Consider the following 20718-nt stretch of genomic DNA (forward strand, 5'->3'; position numbering starts at 1 on the left):
AACTGCGGTACAGACCGTTTCTGCACAACAAGCTCCTGTGCCATTAACCCCAATTTAAGGCAGATAAAACGCGCAATGATCCATGTAACTTCAATATCTAACCCAAGACTGGCTCAAGCCTTCATTGATTATATGGCGACGCAGGGTATTCATCTGACCATGCGTCCTGCCAATGAACCGCATGTGGTTGAATTATGGCTGGAAGATGAAAGCCAATTAAATTTTGTTGAACAAGAACTCAACACATTTGCCCGTGACCCGCTTAATGAACGCTATCAAGCTGCTAGCTGGCAAACAGGTAAATCAAACACACCTTTGCAATACCATAACAACCTGAACTGGAACACGCTGAAAAGCCAATCTGGCCCATTAACTATCGCCATAATCGCGCTCTGTATTCTGGTTTATCTCTGGATGCAATTTACTGGAATTAATGAGGTTATGCGCTGGCTGGCATGGCCCAATAATGAGCAATATCTGGAACTGTGGCGCTGGATCAGCCCCATATTACTGCACTTTTCATTGCTACATATCCTGTTTAATTTAGTGCTTTGGTGGTATTTCGGCAGTCAGGTTGAAAAAAATATTAACACAGCAAAACTCATTGAAATAACAATAGTCTCTGCTTTTTTCAGTGGTTGGGCACAATCGCTGTTCAGTGGATCGCATTTTGGTGGGCTTTCCGGTGTAGTCTATGCCCTGCTCAGTTATGTTTGGCTGACAGGAGAAATGTCTCCCGAAAAGGGAGTCAGCGCTCCCAGAGGGCTTATCGCCATCTCGGTTATTTGGTTATTCGTTGGCTATTTCAATATGTTTTCGCTCAATATCGCCAATGCAGCCCACTTTTCAGGCTTAATCATCGGGTTATTAATGGGATTATGGGACAATTTACGCAAACAAAAAAATGAATAATATTCCAAATAAAGTCAGTCAATTATAATTAATTTAGGTAAAACATTAGGGGAGTGTTGTGAAGCAAACACAGCGACATGATGCAATAATCGAGCTGGTGCGTCTTCAAGGTTATGTCAGCACTGAAGAGCTGGTCGAACACTTTGACGTCAGCCCACAAACAATCCGGCGTGATTTGAACGAATTGGCCGACAAAAATAAGATCCAACGTCATCACGGTGGTGCCGCTTTACCCTCCAGCTCCGTCAACACGGCTTATCATGATCGCAAAATTATGTGGTCAGATGAAAAAGCCCGCATTGCCCGGCAAGTTGCCACCCAGATCCCAAATGGTGCAACCCTATTCATTGATATTGGCACCACCCCGGAGGCGGTGGCTCACGCATTAATCGATCATCGGGATTTGCGCATTGTCACCAACAACCTTAATGTTGCAACCCTGCTCATGGGAAAAGAAGATTTTCGCCTGATTCTGGCTGGTGGCGAAGTACGTTCTCGTGATGGTGGTATCATTGGTGAAGCAACGCTGGATTTCATCTCCCAATTCCGCCTTGATTTCGGTATCCTCGGTATTAGCGGCATTGACTCTGATGGCTCTCTGTTAGAGTTCGATTATCATGAAGTCCGAACCAAACGCGCAATTATCGAAAATTCGCGCTGCGTCATGCTGGTTGCAGATCATTCCAAATTTGGCCGCAGCGCCATGGTTAACCTCGGTAATATGAACCTGATCGATTTTCTGTTCACGGATAAAGCACTACCATCCAACATCCAGAAAATCATCGAACAATATAACGTTAAATTGGAACTGTGTTAAAACCGGGGTCATGTTAGTTATAGTTGTTTATGCCCCGCCTAAAAAAACCAGGCGGGCTATTTCAGCCCCCGTTTCTCCCGTTCATAATTTCAGCCCCTCTTCTTTGTATCCTCACCCTAACTCTCTGCCTTTGACTTGCTTCTATCAATTTCCTTATTAATCTTATACATAAGATAAATATCTGTTATCTGCATCACGTAAATATTTTTTTTCCTAGTTAATAGTTGGCGATTGATGAATTTTTGATTACAATTCATGAGCGAAAACGAACATTAAAGAACTGTTTCGAACATTTCAGAGGGTATGCGATGGAAACCAAAGACTTAATTGTTATTGGCGGCGGAATCAACGGCGTTGGTATTGCGGCAGATGCTGCTGGCCGAGGACTTTCTGTCCTGCTGTTAGAAGGCCAAGACTTAGCCAGTGCCACGTCATCAGCCAGTTCCAAACTGATCCACGGTGGCCTGCGCTATCTGGAACATTATGAATTCCGTCTAGTCAGTGAAGCACTGGCAGAACGTGAAGTCTTATTAAAACTGGCTCCCCACATTGCATTCCCTATGCGTTTTCGTCTTCCACACCAGCCACACTTGCGCCCGGCCTGGATGATCCGCATTGGTCTGTTCCTTTACGATCATTTGGGCAAACGTGTGAGTTTGCCGGGTAGTAAGGGGCTGAAATTCGGTACAAACTCAGTTCTGAAACCTTCCATTACCCGTGGCTTTGAATATTCTGACTGTTGGGTTGACGATGCCCGTCTGGTTGTGCTGAACGCACAGGAAATCCAAAAACATGGCGGTGAAGTCCGTACCCGCACTCAAGTTACCCGCGCATGGCGGGAAAATGGCCACTGGATGGTGGAAGCCAAAGATCTCTCCACGGGTAAGACGCAAATATGGCAGGCAAAAGGTCTCGTTAACGCAACTGGCCCGTGGGTTAAAAGCTTCTTTGATAACGGCCTGAAACTGAAATCCCCTTATGGTATCCGTCTGATCAAGGGCAGCCACATCGTTGTACCTCGCGTTCACGATGAGCCTCAGGCCTATATTCTGCAAAACGAAGATAACCGTATCGTGTTTGTGATCCCGTGGAATGATGAATTCTCCATCATCGGTACAACAGACGTTGAATACAAAGGCGATCCAAAAGAAGTTAAAATCGACGATCAAGAAATCGATTATCTGTTGAAAGTTTATAATGATCACTTCAAGAAGCAACTTAGCCGTACTGATGTGGTCTGGACTTACTCCGGTGTGCGTCCACTCTGTGATGATGAATCTGATTCACCACAGGCTATCACCCGTGATTACACGCTGGATGTTCAAGATGAGCAGGGACAAACACCACTGTTGTCTGTCTTCGGTGGTAAACTAACGACTTACCGTAAACTCGCCGAACACGCGATGGATAAACTGGCACAATATTATCCAAACGCCGGTAAAGCGTGGACTAAAAATGGCAAACTGCCTGGCGGAGAGCTGGAAGGCTATGACCGCGATGGATATGCACGTTTACTGCGTCAACGCTATAATTGGCTGCCAGAAGGAGTAGCCCGACGTTATGCCCGTACTTACGGCAGCAACAGCAACATCATTCTGCATGGTGCAAACGAGTTGGCAGATCTGGGCGAATTCTTCGGTCACGGTCTGTACGAAGCCGAGCTGCGTTATCTGGTAGCACACGAGTGGGTCACTCAGTTGGATGATGCAATCTGGCGTCGCACCAAGTTGGGTATGTGGCTGACTGATGAACAGAAACAGCGTATTACTGACTGGTTGGCGCAGAACGTTAAGTCAACGTAATCATAATATTGATTTAATCTGACCCATTAAAATGTTTGCAAAATGGCGATAAACGTTTATCGCCATTTTCTATTTCCACCATAAACGCCTACTTTCACTCAACATCCCGCCCAAAAAATCATAAAGTTTCGAAATCAATCATTAATATGTTCTATTAAAATTCCTTAATTTCCATTTAATTCCACTAATGGTTCAGACAGTACATTTTTACCACTATGAATAGGATATTAATAAGCTGAAAAGACAATATGAGATAACTTATGTTAACCATTAGGGAAGCAATAATAAAAGATAAGCAACTGTTATCCCAAATGATTGGAGAAAGTTACTGTTTTTATTTTTCTCGTTTTTATCTTTAATTTCGATTAGTACATCATTGCTGTAATTTTCATTAATAATAACCCTATGCTATATCAGCATGATCATCAAAAATAAAAAATTAGAACAATAAATATACGTGCTTTGTCTTTTCTTACAGCAGAATAGAATAAAATTTAATAGGATTAAAATAAAAAATGTAATCATCCAATTAATTACTTTGCGGTAGAACAAAGAACAAAATACAATCAAACTGATTCATAAGATGACAAATAGTGCAGCCAAAATCACCACCCAGGTGGAAAAATACAGCAGACATAGAAGCGAGAAACAAGTAATTTCCCTATATTCTCCCATAGTGCTTATTTTTATATCTTCAATACAAAATTGAAATATATCTTCAAAATATTGATAATATTAGTTTTTGTTATTTTTTAAATTTTCATTTATTTTGTAATTGTGATATTACTCCCTTTTCTTTAATTCGCTTGTTGCGGTTTATGTTCAAATTTATGAAGATAAACGAGAATGGATAAAAACTTATAATGATGAGTCAAACATTCATTAAAAAAGAGGGGATTGCGCAATCATTTTTGGCTCGTTATCTCCTCTCTGAACAATGTGGCAACCGCCTGAAAACCATAGAATTATTGGCAAAAGAGTGTGGGTTGTCCGTAGGTTTAATGCAGGCAGCATTAAAATCTCTCGAACAATCACAGGCAGTTGGGATTAAGCGTCGTGGTCGGAATGGCAGTTTTCTCTCGCATATTAACCACAAATTATTGCTAGAATACGCCGATATCGGCAATGTGGTCTGCGCAATGCCCCTTCCTTATACCCGTGCCTATGAGGGTCTGGCCAGTGGTTTAAAAGCATTATGTGCAGGAGTTCCTTTTTACTTTGCGCATATGCGAGGTTCAGATATCCGCATTGAATGTTTACTGAATGGGGTCTATGACTTAGCAGTAACATCAAGACTTGCCGCAGAGCAACACCCAGAAATTAAAGATATTTATATTGCGCTATCACTAGGGACACAAAGTTATACAGACAGGCATCGATTAATCTTTCGTCAAGGCGAGATGGAATCCATCCGGCGCGTAGGGTTAGACAGTACCTCAGCCGACCAGAAAATAATGACAAAGCAGTACTTTGCAGGAAAAGAAATTGAACTGGTCGAGGTCTCTTATCATGAATGTCTGAATCAAATCAAAAAAGGCCACATCGACGCGGCCATCTGGAATGTCGGACAAGGTCACGAGCTAATTGCAGAAGGCCTGATGACCCAACTTCCGGACGACAGTGAGTGTTTTATCAAAGCTTCAGAAGCCGTTATCCTTGCCCGTAAGGATAATATTCCTATCCAACAGCTTTTGCATACTATGGTTGACAGAGATGCCCTGCTGACTCACCAACAGAATGTGGTAGCGGGTATAATCGAACCCATTTATTGACCTCTATTAACCAATAGTAAGCGTCTATCAAAACAAGTAATAACCAAAAAATAATTCTGACGTGTAACAAAAAGTGATGGTAGAACAACGGTTAGCTATCCTGTTGCAAGGTGGTGTCATCGATAAAGATATCTACGATAACATGCTTGATGTCGTGCATATTCTGGAAGATATCTGGTTGATCCCTGTCCGTCATCCACAAGGTGAAATGGCGCTTACCCATATGGCAAGTGCTTTCATGCGATCACGTCGTGGCGAAATCGTTTCCCCTATAGAAAAAGAAATTCTGGAAAAAATAGAGCGATCCGAATATTACTCACAATTACTTACAATTCATCATTCCCTGCTGGAGAAATTTACACTCACCCTACATCCTAATGAAGAAGGCTACCTGTTGATAAATTTATATGGTTTAATACTTGCAACAAAAATTCATTGATCTTTTTTATACTATAAATATTCAAAAAAATGAAGATTAATAGTCTTCAATAATTTTTATTTTTCGCACAGACGGGCTGCTTTGCAGCTATGAAGGGAAATCTATGTTTATTAATGCATTAAAAAAACAGAACCCTAAATTGATTGAAGTAGCAAAAAGTCTTTGGCAGCAAGGTGTTATCTTACCAGATACTTACATCATTGATGTCGACCAAGTGTTAAATAATGGCCGACATTTACTGCAAACAGCAAAGCAACATGGTATTGAACTCTATTTGATGACCAAGCAGTTTGGTCGTAATCCCTGGTTGACCAAGAAACTGATTGAACTCGGTTATCCCGGTGTCGTCGCTGTAGATTTCAAAGAAGCCTATAGCCTGAGCCAACACGACATACCGTTATGTCACATTGGTCATCTGGTACAGACGCCAACTCACCTGATAGAAACCATGCTTAAGCGTAATCCCGAAATAATCACAGTATTCTCCATAGAAAAAGCTCAGGCAATATCAGATACGGCTGAGAAATTGGGACGCGTTCAGCCCATCATGCTGAGAGTCTTTACTCAACGTGATATCTCTTTTACTTGTCAAGAAGCAGGTATTCCCTTTGATGAGATCGACAAAGTTGTTGATGCTTTAAAACAAATGCCGGGTATTAAACTATGTGGCCTGACCCATTTTCCTTGTCTGGCATGGAATGAGCAGTATCAGACAACCTTACCAACTGTCAATTTGCAGACGCTTATCAGAGCACGGAATAAACTCGCACAACTCGGTGTTTCCCTTTCACAAATCAACGCACCTTCTGCAACAAGCAGTAGTACCATTCCTCTGTTAGCGAAATATGGTGCAACTCATTTAGAACCCGGACATGCACTAACCGGAACAATACCTGCCAATGCCATTGGCCGAGAGCCTGAACATATCGCTATGGTTTATGTATCAGAGATATCCCATCACTACGATGGCAACAGTTATTGCTACGGTGGCGGCTACTACAAACGCAGCCACATGAAACATGCATTGGTTTTTCCTGCCAAGAATCAAGAAAACAATAGATCATATAAGACAGTACGCATATTACGGTTAGGTGAACCTTGTATTGATTACCATCTGCCATTATCAGGCACCCATCCTATCGGTAGCCCAGTCATTATGTGTTTTCGTGCTCAGGTTTTCGTAACCCGCAGCGATGTCGCTTTAATTTCAGGGATTCAGTCAGGAGAACCCAAGCTGGAAGGTATTTATGACAGCCAGGGTAACTGGAAAAACAATGGCTATACCCAATAAATACTCTATAGAGGTATTACAGTAAATATTATTCCCCCCCTAAATAATGTTATTTTCGCTATAGTCGATTTACAGCATCATGCTGCGTAACTATTTTTTTACGGAATAGTTATGTTTTATTTATGGAATAGTTATGGAATACCAGAAAAAGACTGGGAACACCCCCACACATTCCGCTCCGTATTCCTCATCCAGGATTGATACATCAGGCTACACCTATGTGCATGAGCATTTGCATATTGATCTATCCGAAGCTAAAGGCAACCTCGATTGCCGATTAGATCAATACGAGTTAATTGCTGATGAACTTCGCCACTTGTATACGCTAGGATTACGCAACATTGTGGAAGTCACCAACCGCTACATGGGACGCAATGCCTCCTTTCTGCTGAATTTGGTACGTGATACCCACGTCAACATCATCGCCTCGACAGGTTATTATAAACAGCCTTTCTTCCCTGCCCATTTCAGCGAATTAAGCATACAAGACATTGCCGAAGATATGATCACTGACATTGAAACAGGCATTGACGGTACGGAGTTAAAAGCCAGCGTCATTGCAGAGATCGGCTCCAGTTTCGGGCAAATTACCGAAGATGAGCGAAAAGTATTTGCAGCGGCAGCCCTGGCTCATCATGCAACCGGGTGTCCCATTTCCACCCACACAACGTTAAGCACGATGGGGCGTGAACAATTGGCACTCCTCAGGGAATTGGGTGTTTCTCCTGAACATGTGGCAATTGGTCATTGTGATCTGAAAGACAATCTGGACACGATTATTCCCCTGCTCGAAGAAGGCGCATGGGTCCAATTCGATACCATTGGTAAAAACAATTACTATCCAGACAGCCGCCGCATTGCGATGTTGCAAGCGGTTGCCAAACGTGGGCTACTCGACAGAGTGATGCTCTCGCAAGATATAACCCGCCGTTCTCATCTAAAAAGCAACGGAGGAATTGGTTTCGATTACTTACTGACGGTATTCGTTCCGATGCTGCGGGCAGCCGACTTTACCCAAACACAGATAGACCGAATGTTACGTGACAACCCTGCACAATTCTTCCGGCATCATTTTTTCAATAAGCTTTTTTCCAAAAAATAAACAATATCTTATAAAAGATAATTTAAAGAGAGGGATAACAACATGAAATTTGTCGTTGGTGGGCAAATAGAAAAAGAAAAAATAGCCGAATGTATCCGGCAACTGGCAGGAAATAAAGCGACCTCGATTGTCATCATGAATGATATCGAAGCATCTATGGCGATTAAAAATGGCGATGCCGATTACTATTTTGGTGCCTGTAATACCGGAGGAGGTGGAGCGCTGGCAATCGCCATTGCACTTATCGGCTTAGATCTCTGTGCCACCATTGGTATGCCGGGAAAAATTTTACCGGACGATGAGATTATTGCTCATGTGAAAGCAGGCAAAAAAGCATTTGGCTTTACAGGGCAAGATATCGATATTGTTCTGCCAGTGATCATTAATTCGATCATTTCTCAATAAGGAGCATATCATGCAACATTTTCATGATTTCCTGATGAGATTGATGGAAGTTGATCCCTTTAAAGCAGGATTACTAGCAGCAATTGGTGCGATTGCTGCCATGATGGCAAACCGTGGTATCGCTGTTTTCCATGATGGTCTGCGTCCACTGCTTCCTGAATATCTCGAAGGGCGAATGAGTCGTAAAGCACTCGCTGCGACGAGCTTTGCCTTAAGCATCGGTCTGGTTGTAGGATTTGGTATTCCCTTTTCGCTGACAGCGCCAATCGTACTGGTTCACAGCCTGTTGCTTGGTACGGATATGATTGGTATCTGGTGTGCCAACAGCCGCAGAGGGTTTATCGCGTCAGGTATTATTGGCGCGCTGTACGCCATTGCCTTACTGGCAGGGCTACGTTCAGTGGTGGAACTCTTTGCCATGCTGCCGGTTAATTTCACTGACGATCTGAAAAAAGTCGGCGATCCGATTGTGGCCTGTTTTGCCCTGTTCCCTGCGATGGTCGTCGGCTACCAATATGGCTACCGCAAAGGGTTATTAGTGATGTTAACCGCTTTGATTGGTTATCTGGCGACCAAAGCCGCTGGCCCGCTCAGTTTTGGTGGTTTAATCGAAAAACCTGTCAGCGTCGATCCAAATGGAGCGGCTTTGCTGCTGTCGATGATCGCGATGTTCTACTTTGCCATGCGTGAACGCCCGGCACATCTTGCAGATAATACACCATCAACAAATCAAACCTCAGCAGCACCAAAAGGTGCTAATGAAATCTTAGTAGGACTGTTTTCGACCCGTATTGAACGTATTCAGAAAAACAAATGGCTCCTCATTCTCTGTGGTGGTCTGACTGCAAGCGCAGCTACCATGTCTTTCAGCCTGCTGGCAGAAGGACCGGTATCACTGCAATTAATGGCACAAGATGAACAAACTAACGCCTTGCTGGTAGCGCTGGCTCGTGCCATCGGGTTTGTTCCGCTGGTCGGTACGACGGCAATCGCTACCGGCGTGTATAGCCCCAACGGGATGAAATTCGTCTTTGTGGCAGGGCTGGCAACCAATAACCCGTGGCTCGCCTTTATTGCAGGCGGTATCACTATGTTTATTGAGATCCAGTTGCTGGCGAAAATTGCAATTTGGCTGGATAAATACCCCGGCGTTAAAGCCTGTAGTGGCCATATTCGTACCGCGATCACCAAAATGCTCGAAGTCGCCCTGTTGGTTGGTGGTATGATTGCTTCCAACGCAATTCTACCGGGTATGGGCTTTATGATTGTGGCAGGTATCTACCTGCTCAACCGGACTTCCAAACGTCCTTTGGTTGAAATGGCAATAGGCCCGATTGCCACCATTGCGGTAGGTATTCTTGCCAACGTGCTCTATTTAGCAGGAATCAATTAACAGGAATAAAGTAAGAGAATGAAAACAGCTTCATTGCAAAGCTATCCACTGAAAAGTATGACTATGGCACAAGCCCAACAGCAGCAATTTAAGCTGGTGGATATTATCTGTCGTCACTTTCCCGGAGCTGATTTTCTCTCACAAGGCGATCTGGGCTTAGTCCCGGATCTCCATCAACCCCGGATGACTCAACGTATTGAAAGGGTAATCGCCGAGTACTTTGGGGCTGAAGCAGCGGCCTTTGTCAATGGTGCCGGAACCGGTGCTTTACGTGCCGGGTTGGCGGCACTGCTTCGTCCTCATGAGACATTACTGGTGCATGATGCCCCCGTTTATCCCACAACAAAAACATCGATTGAACAAATGGGGCTTAATGTTGTATATGCTGATTTCAACTGTACAAACCAACTAGAAACCAGCATTAAGCAATATCAGCCAGTAGCCTGCCTGATCCAGCATACACGGCAAAAAATCGATGATTACTATGCTCTGCAAGATATCATTGCCATCTTAAATCAATACCACATTCCTTCATTGGTAGATGACAATTATGCCGCAATGAAAGTACCACATATTGGTTGTGAATACGGCGCAACCCTTTCTGCCTTTTCTTGTTTCAAATTACTGGGGCCACAAGGCGTAGGCGTGGTTATCGGCCAACAGACTGTGATTGATAAACTGCGCCACAGCATGTACTCCGGTGGCTGCCAGATTCAAGGTTATCAGGCGATGGAAGCATTACGTGGGTTAGTATTCGCCCCAGTCATGCACGCAGTGCAATCTGAAGTGAATGAATCTCTGGTGACAAGGCTGAATCAGGGTGAAGTGCCACAAGTGAAGCGGGCATTTATCGCCAACGCTCAGTCAAAAGTTGTCTTAGTGGAATTTCACGAACCGATTGCAGATGCCGTACTGACCACAGCACACACATTGGGTGCATTACCTTATCCCGTCGGTGCCGAATCGAAATTTGAAATTCCCCCATTGTTTTACCGAATTTCCGGCACATTTCGTCAGGCGGACCCCTCTTTGGAAAAACGCATGATCCGCATCAACCCTAATCGCAGCGGGGCTGAAACAATTATTCGTATCTTACAGGCAAGTTGTCGATATAAACCTTGAAGCAAGTATGACGATATACCCAGATTTGCAAGAAAATATCCACGATTATCATCCTGCTACATGACATAATATTCGCTCCTATCATCACCCATCTGGCTCAACTTACCTTAAAAATATAAAAAAATTCCCTACCAGATAGACACAAACATCTCCTTTAAATGAGGTTTATGTCCACTTAATCAGATGCTATTATATTTACATAAACCACATTTAAAAGTGATATCAGTGTAGACTTAATACCATGAATCAAACTACCGCTATTCAACGACTGAGTAAATTTGATCAACAAGGCCGCTATGTCTTCACCACTAAAGATCTTGCCAAAATTTTTTCAGAGGACAGCAAACGTGCCTTTGAAGCCAGCCTGCACCGTCTCGTTAAGCACGGTGTATTATTACGCGCTTCTAAAGGCATTTACGTATTTAGACTATCGCAACGTAAAGGATTAAACACGCTGGAACTCATTGCCAAGGCAATGAGAAGAGGTGAATACAACTATGTCAGCTTAGAATCTGCACTATCTGAATACGGTGCCATTTCACAAATTCCAATTGATCGGCTGACAGTGATGACTACAGGCCGTAAAGGAACCTACAAAACTCCTTTCGGTATCATTGAATTTACACACACAAAAAGGTCAGTCCCCGACATTATCTGTAATATCAAAGAAATTGGCAGACCACTCCGCCTGGCAAGTAAACAAGCCGCCTACCGTGACCTAAAACGAGTGGGTAGAAATACACATTTGGTTGAAGAGGAGATAATCTATGAGGATTAATCGTGCAGATTTCTCACAACTGGTCGATCACATTTTGCAAAATGGTCAAATAAAACATATGCGACCCGTTATTGAAAAAGAAATTCTCCATTATGACATCTTATTTTGTCTTGAGCAGAGTGGATTACTTGATGACCTTATTTTTCAGGGAGGGACGTCTTTACGCCTTTGTTACGGGGGCAACCGTTTTAGTGAAAACCTAGACTTCGCTGGTGGAAACGATTTCTCATCCAGCCAATTAACAGATATGAAGCAATGTATTGAAGATTACATTGGAACACGATATGGCTTAGAAGTCACAGTAAAAGAACCAGAAACACTGAAACAACAGCCTGAATATTCTGAACTTAAAATCAGCAAATGGCAGATTGCTGTTATTACTTCTCCCGATAGAAAAGATTTACCCAAACAACGCATTAAGATTGAAGTTGCCAATATTCCTGCTTATACCCGAAATATTTTACCATTACGTAATAACTACGATTCTCTGCCCGATGGTTACAATGATACCTTGATACATGTCGAAACCTTAGATGAAATTATGGCAGACAAACTGATTGCATTACCTGCTACCAGAAATTATGTGCGCCATCGGGACATTTGGGATTTGGTTTGGTTACAACAACAAAATGCCAAATTAGACACTGATTTGGTGAAGAAAAAAATTGCTGACTACAAACTGACAAATTTTACTACCTTACTCGAACAGTGCCGCCAATCCTTACCAGAAGTGATCACTGGTCAAGCGTTCATGGCGGAAATGGAGCGTTTTTTGCCAAATGATGTCTTTACCCGTACTTTAGGAAACGAAAAATTTATCCCTTATTTAATTTCGAGCTTAGAAGAACTATTCAAAAAGCTGCAACTTTTGCTCTCCAATAATAATGATCAACCCGAATTCTGGATGTAAATGTAAAAATTGGCCTGAGGAATATCACCACTTTGTTTTATTAATCTTGTTCCTCAGGCACTTTATCTCTCTTATTTAGAGCATATTAACGAGTTAAACATAATCCCTCTGCTGCCGCTCCACCAATGTGAGGATGCTGTAAAGGGCGACAGGCTGTTGCTCCTGATTCAAAACCTGCACATCCCACATAACAACACCTTGTGGCTTATCATCCGGGGTCTTCTGAACTTTCTTAATCTTCTTCTTACAGGTCAACCGAACCTGAATCGTATCGCCAATTTTCACTGGTTCAATAAAGCGCAGGTTTTCCATACCGTAGTTCGCCAATACTGGCCCGACAGGTGCATCAACAAACAGACCGGCAGCGGCTGATACAACAAAGTAACCATGCGCCACACGCTCACCAAACAGAGATTCAGCCGCACCAATTTTATCCATATGAGCATAAAAATGATCACCGCTCAGGCAAGCGAAATTGACGATATCCGCTTCCGTCACCGTCCGGCGAGCAGTCAGCAAACTCTCTCCAATCTCAATTTGTTCGAAATATTTACGGAAAGGATGAACCGGATCTTCCTTCACTTTCGCACCGCGCACCCACTCACGACCAATTGCCGTCAGCATACTTGGACTAGCCTGAATTGCAGTTCGCTGCATATAGTGTTTTACCGCACGCAATCCTCCCAACTCTTCACCACCACCAGCACGTCCCGGTCCGCCATGTACCAACATAGGTAACGGAGAACCGTGTCCTGTGGATTCCGCTGATGCCGCCTCATCCAGAATCAACATGCGGCCATGAGCACAAGCTGTTGCCCGGATAACCTGTATCGCAATTTGCTCATCTGCCGTGACCAATGAACCCACCAGACTACCTTGCCCCATCAAGGCCAGAGCAATCGCCTGTTCCGTGTCCTGATAAGCCATCAAAGTGGAAACCGGCCCAAAGGCTTCCGTTTCATGTACGACCTGATTAGTCATCGGATCTGCACAATAAAGCAGAGTTGGCGGGTAGAACGCCCCATCGCTGTGAGTATTATTTGCCAGCACTAACTTATCCAACGCACCGCCGCACAGTAATTCACAGCCACTGTGTAACAGTTCATCAACCTTGGATTGGACCTCACCCCGTTGTTCAAGGTTGATCAATGCTCCCATACGTACATCCGGTAAAGCAGGATCGCCCACCACTACACCAGACAAACGTTTAAGCAACGCTTGTTTAACCGCCTCAAGTTGGCTGACAGGTACAATGATACGCCGGATAGCCGTACATTTTTGTCCTGCTTTCACCGTCATCTCACGAACAACTTCCTTAATGAATACACCGAATTCTGGCATTTCCGGCGTGACATCCTCCCCTAAAATACAGCAGTTAAGGGAATCTGCTTCCATCGTGAATGAAATTGATTTTTCAACCAGTCGTGGATGAATTCTCAATTTCTGCCCAGTCTGGGCTGAACCTGTAAAAGTGACCGCATCTTGATAATCGAGATGATCAAACAGATCACCAATGCCACCGCAGATCAGTTGCAGTGCACCTTCTGGCACTAAACCACTATCGAGTATCAATTTCACCATCGCCTGTGTTAATTGTGCTGATGCGGTCGCAGGTTTGATAATTGCCGGCATACCCGCCATCCAGGTCGGAGCCAGTTTTTCCAACATTCCCCAGCAAGGGAAGTTAAACGCATTGATATGTAGCGCAACGCCGGGACGAGAGGTCAGAACATGGCGAGCGACAAACTGGGACTGTTTCGACAGTGGGATCATCTCATCTTCCGGCCACAGAACATCATCCGGTAACTCACGTCCTGCCAGACCCGCATAGGAAAATAACGTTGCGATGCCTCCCTCAATATCGATCCAGCCATCCGAACGGGTCGCTCCGGTTTCTGCTGAAATAGCATACAAGGCTTCTTTATTAGCAAGCAGGTGCTTTGCAACGGCTTTCATCATCTGAGCCCGCTGCTGGAATGTCATAGCCGCAAGAGCTTTGCCCCCTTTTTTCCTGGCGTAACTGAGACTATCAGCCAGTGGCAGCCCATCTGAACATACCTGATACAAGGCTTTACCATTTACTGCATGGTGAATAGTTCTGGCATGACCTTTTCCATAAACCCAGGCACCACATATATAACTGGTTAACTGTTGCATTTTTTTCTCCACCGATTGTATTAATGAATCATCATTAACCACATATACAACATTTATGTATCACATAATCCATAAAAAAGACCATCTGGTAAATTAACAAAATTAGAGCACTTTAGGGACGTCGCATGTCAATATCCTTACTTTTCCCTAACAATAAAAATTAATCACGGCTTTTTTAAAAAAATAAAAAGCAAATATTGTGATGTGTTCGACAAATATACAAACAAACCGTTTGATATTTTTGTTATCGATTTGTAGATTCACAGTTGCATTTAATGATTCATTTTTATGCTTTAACTTAAAAAATAAGAATCATATTTGGAGCATATATGACAACGGATCAACTCCAGGCGCACTTTGACACTAAGATCGAGGCCGACCTTTCCATTGAAGCTAAGGACTGGATGCCCGATGCCTATCGCCAAAACCTGATACGTCAGATAGGTCAACACGCACACTCGGAAGTTGTCGGTATGTTGCCGGAAGCCAACTGGCTCACTCGTGCCCCCACACTGCGCCGTAAGGCCGTGTTATTGGCAAAAGTACAGGATGAAGCAGGGCACGGGCTTTATCTCTACAGTGCCGCAGAAACACTTGGCTGCTCTCGTCAGGACATTTATCAAAAGCTACTGGCTGGCAAGATGAAATATTCATCAATCTTCAACTATCCCACCTTAAGCTGGGCGGATGTCGGAGTTATTGGCTGGCTGGTGGATGGTGCTGCGATTGTTAATCAGGTCGCTCTGTGCCGGGCATCTTACGGCCCTTATGCCCGTGCTATGGTTAAGATCTGCAAAGAAGAGAGTTTCCACCAGCGGCAAGGTTATGAGGCAGTTATGGCATTAGCAAAGGGCAATAAAGCTCAGCGTGCCATGCTGCAAGATGCCATCAATCGATTCTGGTGGCCAACTCTGATGATGTTTGGCCCCAATGACAGTGATTCTCCCAACAGCGCCCAAAGCATAGCCTGGAAAATCAAACGATTCAGTAATGATGAACTGCGACAGAAATTTATTGATAACACCGTCCCTCAATTGGAAGCATTAGGCATGACCGCACCCGATCCGGAGTTAACCTGGGATGAAACCACTGGCCATTACCGTTTTGGTGAAATCAATTGGGATGAATTCTATCAAGTGCTCAAAGGGCGGGGCATATGCAATCACGAACGTCTGGAAGCCAAACGCCATGCGTGGGAAAGCGGGAGCTGGGTACGTGAAGCGGCTTCTGTTTATGCCAAAAAAATGGCAGCTAAAAAACAGGCTGTTTAATCCGTTGCGTGATGAGTACAAATTCGGAAGAAGGAGACAAAACATGAACGATACCGATTGGCCACTGTATGAAGTCTTTATCCGCAGCAAGCAGGGGCTGACTCACCGTCATGTTGGCAGCCTCCACGCAGCAGACGATCAAATGGCACTGGAAAATGCACGTGATGCCTATACCCGACGCAATGAAGGTTGCTCTATCTGGGTAGTGAAATCCATGTATCTGATTGCATCACAACCAGAAGATCGCGAAGCTTTTTTCGAGCCCTCAGAAGACAAAATCTACCGTCATCCGACTTTCTACACGATCCCTGATGGCATTAAGAATATGTAGAGGTGAGACATGAATACATTTCGTGCTGTTTCACCCAACGAGACACTTTTTAACCCTAAGCCTGATCATGATCTTTTTAACGATAACCTGGCTAACTACGTACTGCGTCTGGGAGACAGCCCGCTGGTTCTGGCGCAACGCCTGTGCGAATGGTGTGGTCATGCACCAGAGCTGGAGATTGACTTAGCGCTATCCAATATTGGTCTCGATTTACTGGGGCAAGCACGCAATTTTCTCAGTTATGCCGCCACGCTTTACGAGACAAATCACGGGACAAATGTTGATGAAGATAAACTGGCTTTTGGTCGTGAGGAACGGGAATTTTGCAATCTTTTGTTGGTAGAACAGCCTAATGGTGGCTTTAACGATACGTTAGCACGCCAGTTTTTCATTGATGCCTATCACATCTTACTTTATCAGGCATTAGGGCAGAGTCAGGACTCTCAGTTAGTAGCCATTAGCAATAAGTCATTGAAAGAAGCGAATTATCACCTGCGTTTTAGCCGTGGCTGGATGATCCGTCTGGGGGATGGCACAGAACAAAGCCACGAAAAAATGCAAAACGCTGTCAATCAATTGTGGCGCTTTACCGGCGAACTATTCCACTGTGATGAAGTGGAACAACACCTTGCTGAAGCTGGAATTGCCACAAATCCCCGCACACTATATGAGCCGTGGCAACAAATCGTCAAAGAGACCTTTGCCCAAGCCACGTTAGACATACCACAGGAAATACCTTATCGACAGGGTGGCAAACAAGGGCAACATACAGAACATTTGGGTTACATACTGGCAGAAATGCAATTTTTGCAACGGACTTATCCAGACTGTAACTGGTGACTGAGGCTGATAACCAAGCCCGATAAGATCAGGAGGAAATGATGGAACAGCAATTCAAAACATTGCAGCAGCCGGAAGTCCATCAGATCTGGCAGTGTTTACATCAGATTGCCGATCCAGAATTGCCAACATTATCCATTACCGATCTCGGTATGGTACGAGCTGTTCAGCCTTTCCACACTGAGCAAGCTGGTCAAACAGGCTGGCAAGTGATATTCACCCCGACTTATTCAGGCTGCCCGGCGACAGAATTTCTGGTCAATGAAATCCACACAACACTGACTCAGGCAGGGTTCTCGCCAGTGCATATTGATGTGAGTCTAAGTCCGGCATGGACAACTGACTGGATGAATGCAGATGCCAGACAGCGTTTACGTGAATCCGGTATCGCACCGCCGCAAGGTTCAGCCTGTGAGAAACCGGCAGATACAGAATCTATCATCTGCCCCCGTTGTAGCAGTCATGAAACGGAGAAAATCAGTGAATTTGGTTCCACTGCCTGCAAAGCGCTTTATCGCTGCCGGCAATGCCTGGAACCTTTCGATTATTTCAAATGTATTTAATAAGGGAGCAGCAGATGACTATTCTTCATCGTCCCGGTTCTCAACAAAAACAGCACCAACAGGAACAATTTTACCGGACGCAACGCCAGCGGACACCGTTTCAGCGAACGCAATTTCATCACTTACGTATTGTCGCTATTGAGCAGGAAACCCCTGATTCCGTTGCCGTCACGCTGCATGTCCCCGATGAATTAAGAGAATTCTTTCACTATCAGCCCGGTCAGCATCTGACACTCAAAGCAAAGGTGGATGGGGAAGAGCTGCGCCGCTGTTATTCCATCTGTAGTTCGCCACTGGATAATGTATTACAAATAGGCGTCAAGGCCGTTTATCAGGGGCGCTTTTCCACCTTTATCAACCAACAATTGAAAGTTGGCGATGAATTAGAAGTCATGCAACCACAAGGTCATTTTGGCCATCGTCCTGATACTGGTGCGCGGGGAAATTATCTGGCTATTGCGGCGGGTTCCGGTATTACCCCGATTCTATCGATTATCAAAAGTACATTGGCCCTGGAGCCAGAAAGTTCTTTTGCTCTGATTTATGGTAATCGTACCAGTCGCTCCGTGATGTTCAAAGAAGCGCTGTCTGATCTCAAGAACCGCTATCTACAACGTTTTCAGATAATATACCTGTTCAGTCAGGAAACTACCGACAGCCCGCTGTTCAACGGTCGTATCAATGCAGAAAGCCTCTTACGTATTGGCAAAACCCTGCTCACTTTTGCTCAGTTTGATCACGCCTTTCTTTGTGGGCCTGAAGCTATGCTGGATGATGCCAAAACGGCACTTGAGCAGGCTGGTATGCCGTCTGAACACATTCATAGTGAACGTTTCAACACAGGGAATCGTCCCCTTTACGCCACTTCCCGTCCAGACAATCTAATCGAACGCAATGAAACCCGTGTCAAAATTCATCTGGATGGCCGTATCTTGAATATTGTCATGAACACTGAGGATAACAGCATTCTTGATGCAGCCCTGCGCCAGGGAGCAGATTTACCCTATGCCTGTAAAGGCGGGGTTTGCGCCACCTGCAAATGTCGGCTCAAATCCGGTGAAGTGGATATGGGAGTGAACTACAGCCTGGAGCCAGACCAACTGGCTTCCGGCTATATTTTAAGCTGTCAGTCGTGGCCGAAAGGCGACGGTGTCGTTGTTGATTTTGACGTCTAAGATTTCTCATCACTAAAAAATTTTCCAGAAAAAATGGGCATAAATCAGGAGCCACCATGAACCAAGAATGGATTTTATGTCAGCAGCAACAGCGGGTACGCACACTGACTCTCAACCGTCCAGAAGTGCGCAATGCTCTCAGCAATGACTGTCTGGAACAGCTTGTACAGCATCTGGAGCAAGCGGATACCGATGCCGGCACCGGCGCTATTATCATTACCGGTTCACAGCGCTGTTTCGCCGCGGGTGCCGATCTCAAAGAACTACAGCAACAGACCGTTGCAACCGCAATAACCGATCGTCGTCCTCAACTCTGGCAACGCCTGAACAATATCAGCAAACCGATAATAGCCGCTGTTAACGGCTATGCGCTCGGCGCAGGTTGTGAACTTGCACTGGCCTGTGATCTGGTGATCTGCGGTGAAAGTGCCCGCTTCGGCCTGCCGGAAATCACTCTGGGATTAATGCCGGGTGCAGGAGGTACACAGAGACTTATTCGCAGTGTTGGCAAAGCCCTTGCCAGCCAGATGATATTAACAGGTGAAACTATTGATGCTCAGCAAGCACTGCAAGCGGGGTTAGTGAGTGAAGTTTGTATCGAAAACCTGACGTTGAAGCGTGCACAACAGATAGCAAACCGCATCAGTGAATTTTCGCCGCTGGCATTGCGGGCGGCTAAGGCTGCGCTCAGGACTGCACACGAAACCGGCTTGTCACAAGGGCTGTCTGCCGAGCGCCAATACTTTATTGCTTTGGCAGGTACAGCCGACCATCAGGAAGGTATTTCGGCCTTCCTTGAAAAACGTAAACCGACCTTTAAAGGATACTAATAGATGGAAAATGAAAATATACCCACGATCCTCACTGAAATTAAAGCAGGTGTCCTTAGCATTAAACTCAACCGTCCCAAATGCATAAACAGTTTTAACGAGGAAATGCACCGGCAGCTAAGTGAGGCACTAACGATCGCGGAACAGGATGAATCAGTGCGCTGTGTGCTGCTCTCAGGATCCGGACGTGGCTTTTGTGCGGGGCAAGATTTAAACGATCGCAACGCTGTTATCAATGTAGGTGGCGTTCCTGATCTCGGTTATTCCATTGAAACTTTCTACAATCCGCTGATCCGCCGTCTGACGTCCCTACCCAAGCCGGTGGTCTGTGCTGTGCATGGTGTCGCCGCAGGAGCCGGTCTCTCTATCGCTTTGGCCTGTGACATTGTGATCGCAGCCCGCGACACCAGTTTTATTCAGGCGTTCTGTCGTATTGGTCTGACACCGGATGCGGGCGGTAGCTGGTTCCTGCCCCATCATATTGGTCATGCCCGTGCTATGGGAATGGCTTTGTTAGGAGACAAAATCACCGCTGAACAGGCACTGGAATGGGGAATGATCTGGCAAGTTTTCGAGCCTAATGAGTTAGAGGAGAAAGCCTGGGAAATCGCGCAACGTCTGGCAACCCAACCCACCTTCTCTCTCGCATGTATTAAGAAATCCACTTACGCAGCGGCAAGCAATACGTTAGATGAGCAACTTGATCTCGAACGCGATCTACAGCGCCAGTGCGGACACACTGAAGACTTCCAGGAAGGCGTTAACGCATTCATAGAAAAACGCGAACCACAATTCAAAGGGAAATAAT

20 protein-coding genes are annotated in these 20718 nt (G+C 44.9%); 19 read left to right on the top strand and 1 reads right to left on the bottom strand.

Annotated elements, in window-relative coordinates; all coding sequences use genetic code 11:
• Positions 1 to 75: 75 nt before the first annotated feature.
• The 12 genes from glpG to ABLA85_RS00750 all read left to right on the top strand — a co-directional run bounded on the left by glpG (position 76) and on the right by ABLA85_RS00750 (position 12743).
• Entirely contained in the window at positions 76 to 912 is an 837-nt protein-coding gene (glpG, locus tag ABLA85_RS00695; protein WP_367960605.1) for a rhomboid family intramembrane serine protease GlpG, read from the top strand.
• A gap of 58 nt (positions 913 to 970) precedes the next feature.
• Positions 971 to 1729 (top strand): DeoR/GlpR family transcriptional regulator, encoded by a 759-nt coding sequence (locus ABLA85_RS00700; protein WP_367960463.1) that lies wholly within the window; start codon positions 971 to 973, stop codon positions 1727 to 1729.
• Positions 1730 to 2037: 308 nt separating this feature from the next.
• The gene (gene glpD / locus ABLA85_RS00705; RefSeq protein ID WP_367960466.1) at positions 2038 to 3531 is read left to right on the top strand and encodes a glycerol-3-phosphate dehydrogenase; all 1494 of its coding nucleotides are present in this window, start codon (positions 2038 to 2040) and stop codon (positions 3529 to 3531) included.
• Between the two features lie 863 nt (positions 3532 to 4394).
• Positions 4395 to 5303 carry a GntR family transcriptional regulator YhfZ gene (gene yhfZ, locus ABLA85_RS00710; protein ID WP_367960469.1) on the top strand — a complete coding sequence of 303 codons (909 nt, stop codon included), beginning with the start codon at positions 4395 to 4397 and terminating at the stop codon, positions 5301 to 5303.
• 76 nt (positions 5304 to 5379) lie between these two features.
• Entirely contained in the window at positions 5380 to 5742 is a 363-nt protein-coding gene (locus ABLA85_RS00715) for a PRD domain-containing protein (protein WP_367960607.1), read from the top strand.
• 103 nt (positions 5743 to 5845) lie between these two features.
• On the top strand, positions 5846 to 7033 hold the full coding sequence (locus ABLA85_RS00720; RefSeq protein WP_367960472.1) for a YhfX family PLP-dependent enzyme: 1188 nt from the start codon (positions 5846 to 5848) through the stop codon (positions 7031 to 7033).
• A gap of 133 nt (positions 7034 to 7166) precedes the next feature.
• A complete protein-coding gene (locus tag ABLA85_RS00725) occupies positions 7167 to 8135 on the top strand; it encodes a phosphotriesterase-related protein (RefSeq protein WP_367960476.1) in 969 nt (322 codons plus the stop codon).
• Between the two features lie 42 nt (positions 8136 to 8177).
• Entirely contained in the window at positions 8178 to 8540 is a 363-nt protein-coding gene (locus ABLA85_RS00730) for a DUF2620 domain-containing protein (RefSeq protein WP_367960478.1), read from the top strand.
• A 10-nt stretch (positions 8541 to 8550) separates the two neighbouring features.
• Entirely contained in the window at positions 8551 to 9933 is a 1383-nt protein-coding gene (locus ABLA85_RS00735; RefSeq protein ID WP_367960482.1) for a YhfT family protein, read from the top strand.
• 33 nt (positions 9934 to 9966) lie between these two features.
• Positions 9967 to 11055 carry an aminotransferase class V-fold PLP-dependent enzyme gene (locus ABLA85_RS00740; protein ID WP_367960608.1) on the top strand — a complete coding sequence of 363 codons (1089 nt, stop codon included), beginning with the start codon at positions 9967 to 9969 and terminating at the stop codon, positions 11053 to 11055.
• 241 nt (positions 11056 to 11296) lie between these two features.
• Entirely contained in the window at positions 11297 to 11833 is a 537-nt protein-coding gene (locus ABLA85_RS00745; RefSeq protein WP_367960485.1) for a type IV toxin-antitoxin system AbiEi family antitoxin domain-containing protein, read from the top strand.
• Positions 11823 to 12743 carry a nucleotidyl transferase AbiEii/AbiGii toxin family protein gene (locus tag ABLA85_RS00750; protein WP_367960487.1) on the top strand — a complete coding sequence of 307 codons (921 nt, stop codon included), beginning with the start codon at positions 11823 to 11825 and terminating at the stop codon, positions 12741 to 12743. Before ABLA85_RS00745 ends, ABLA85_RS00750 begins: the two co-directional genes overlap by 11 nt.
• A gap of 93 nt (positions 12744 to 12836) precedes the next feature.
• Here ABLA85_RS00750 and paaZ read toward each other — a convergent pair whose 3' ends face one another.
• Entirely contained in the window at positions 12837 to 14900 is a 2064-nt protein-coding gene (gene paaZ, locus ABLA85_RS00755) for a phenylacetic acid degradation bifunctional protein PaaZ (protein ID WP_367960489.1), read from the bottom strand.
• A gap of 329 nt (positions 14901 to 15229) precedes the next feature.
• On the opposite strand from paaZ, the gene paaA reads away from it, so the two are divergent.
• Genes paaA through paaG form a run of 7 tightly spaced genes read left to right on the top strand, consistent with a single transcriptional unit; the run spans position 15230 to position 20717 of the window.
• Positions 15230 to 16171 (top strand): 1,2-phenylacetyl-CoA epoxidase subunit PaaA, encoded by a 942-nt coding sequence (paaA, locus tag ABLA85_RS00760; protein WP_367960491.1) that lies wholly within the window; start codon positions 15230 to 15232, stop codon positions 16169 to 16171.
• A 43-nt stretch (positions 16172 to 16214) separates the two neighbouring features.
• Positions 16215 to 16502 carry a 1,2-phenylacetyl-CoA epoxidase subunit PaaB gene (paaB, locus tag ABLA85_RS00765; RefSeq protein ID WP_367960493.1) on the top strand — a complete coding sequence of 96 codons (288 nt, stop codon included), beginning with the start codon at positions 16215 to 16217 and terminating at the stop codon, positions 16500 to 16502.
• A gap of 9 nt (positions 16503 to 16511) precedes the next feature.
• Positions 16512 to 17342 (top strand): 1,2-phenylacetyl-CoA epoxidase subunit PaaC, encoded by an 831-nt coding sequence (gene paaC, locus ABLA85_RS00770; protein WP_367960495.1) that lies wholly within the window; start codon positions 16512 to 16514, stop codon positions 17340 to 17342.
• A gap of 41 nt (positions 17343 to 17383) precedes the next feature.
• Entirely contained in the window at positions 17384 to 17905 is a 522-nt protein-coding gene (gene paaD, locus ABLA85_RS00775) for a 1,2-phenylacetyl-CoA epoxidase subunit PaaD (RefSeq protein WP_367960497.1), read from the top strand.
• A gap of 14 nt (positions 17906 to 17919) precedes the next feature.
• Positions 17920 to 19080: a 1,2-phenylacetyl-CoA epoxidase subunit PaaE gene (paaE, locus tag ABLA85_RS00780; RefSeq protein ID WP_367960499.1), complete on the top strand. Its 1161-nt coding sequence runs from the start codon at positions 17920 to 17922 to the stop codon at positions 19078 to 19080.
• A gap of 56 nt (positions 19081 to 19136) precedes the next feature.
• Positions 19137 to 19910, top strand: coding sequence for a 2,3-dehydroadipyl-CoA hydratase PaaF (gene paaF, locus ABLA85_RS00785; RefSeq protein WP_367960500.1), 774 nt, complete (start codon positions 19137 to 19139; stop codon positions 19908 to 19910).
• A 3-nt stretch (positions 19911 to 19913) separates the two neighbouring features.
• Entirely contained in the window at positions 19914 to 20717 is an 804-nt protein-coding gene (gene paaG / locus ABLA85_RS00790) for a 2-(1,2-epoxy-1,2-dihydrophenyl)acetyl-CoA isomerase PaaG (protein WP_367960502.1), read from the top strand.
• Position 20718: the final 1 nt, after the last annotated feature.

The sequence above is a fragment of the Xenorhabdus sp. SGI246 genome (genome assembly GCF_040838225.1).
GTDB classification, from domain to species: Bacteria; Pseudomonadota; Gammaproteobacteria; order Enterobacterales; family Enterobacteriaceae; genus Xenorhabdus; species Xenorhabdus indica.

Bases quoted from the DNA above. Each gene is read 5' to 3' on its own strand.
- ABLA85_RS00715 (WP_367960607.1), top strand. From the start codon at position 5,380: ATGGTAGAACAACGGTTAGCTATCCTGTTGCAAGGTGGTGTCATCGAT.
- glpD (WP_367960466.1), top strand. From the start codon at position 2,038: ATGGAAACCAAAGACTTAATTGTTATTGGCGGCGGAATCAACGGCGTT.
- ABLA85_RS00720 (WP_367960472.1), top strand. From the start codon at position 5,846: ATGTTTATTAATGCATTAAAAAAACAGAACCCTAAATTGATTGAAGTA.
- yhfZ (WP_367960469.1), top strand. From the start codon at position 4,395: ATGATGAGTCAAACATTCATTAAAAAAGAGGGGATTGCGCAATCATTT.
- paaC (WP_367960495.1), top strand. From the start codon at position 16,512: ATGAATACATTTCGTGCTGTTTCACCCAACGAGACACTTTTTAACCCT.
- ABLA85_RS00725 (WP_367960476.1), top strand. From the start codon at position 7,167: ATGGAATACCAGAAAAAGACTGGGAACACCCCCACACATTCCGCTCCG.
- ABLA85_RS00735 (WP_367960482.1), top strand. From the start codon at position 8,551: ATGCAACATTTTCATGATTTCCTGATGAGATTGATGGAAGTTGATCCC.
- ABLA85_RS00745 (WP_367960485.1), top strand. From the start codon at position 11,297: ATGAATCAAACTACCGCTATTCAACGACTGAGTAAATTTGATCAACAA.
- ABLA85_RS00730 (WP_367960478.1), top strand. From the start codon at position 8,178: ATGAAATTTGTCGTTGGTGGGCAAATAGAAAAAGAAAAAATAGCCGAA.
- ABLA85_RS00750 (WP_367960487.1), top strand. From the start codon at position 11,823: ATGAGGATTAATCGTGCAGATTTCTCACAACTGGTCGATCACATTTTG.
- paaD (WP_367960497.1), top strand. From the start codon at position 17,384: ATGGAACAGCAATTCAAAACATTGCAGCAGCCGGAAGTCCATCAGATC.
- paaG (WP_367960502.1), top strand. From the start codon at position 19,914: ATGGAAAATGAAAATATACCCACGATCCTCACTGAAATTAAAGCAGGT.
- paaB (WP_367960493.1), top strand. From the start codon at position 16,215: ATGAACGATACCGATTGGCCACTGTATGAAGTCTTTATCCGCAGCAAG.
- glpG (WP_367960605.1), top strand. From the start codon at position 76: ATGATCCATGTAACTTCAATATCTAACCCAAGACTGGCTCAAGCCTTC.
- paaZ (WP_367960489.1), bottom strand. From the start codon at position 14,900: ATGCAACAGTTAACCAGTTATATATGTGGTGCCTGGGTTTATGGAAAA.
- paaE (WP_367960499.1), top strand. From the start codon at position 17,920: ATGACTATTCTTCATCGTCCCGGTTCTCAACAAAAACAGCACCAACAG.
- paaF (WP_367960500.1), top strand. From the start codon at position 19,137: ATGAACCAAGAATGGATTTTATGTCAGCAGCAACAGCGGGTACGCACA.
- paaA (WP_367960491.1), top strand. From the start codon at position 15,230: ATGACAACGGATCAACTCCAGGCGCACTTTGACACTAAGATCGAGGCC.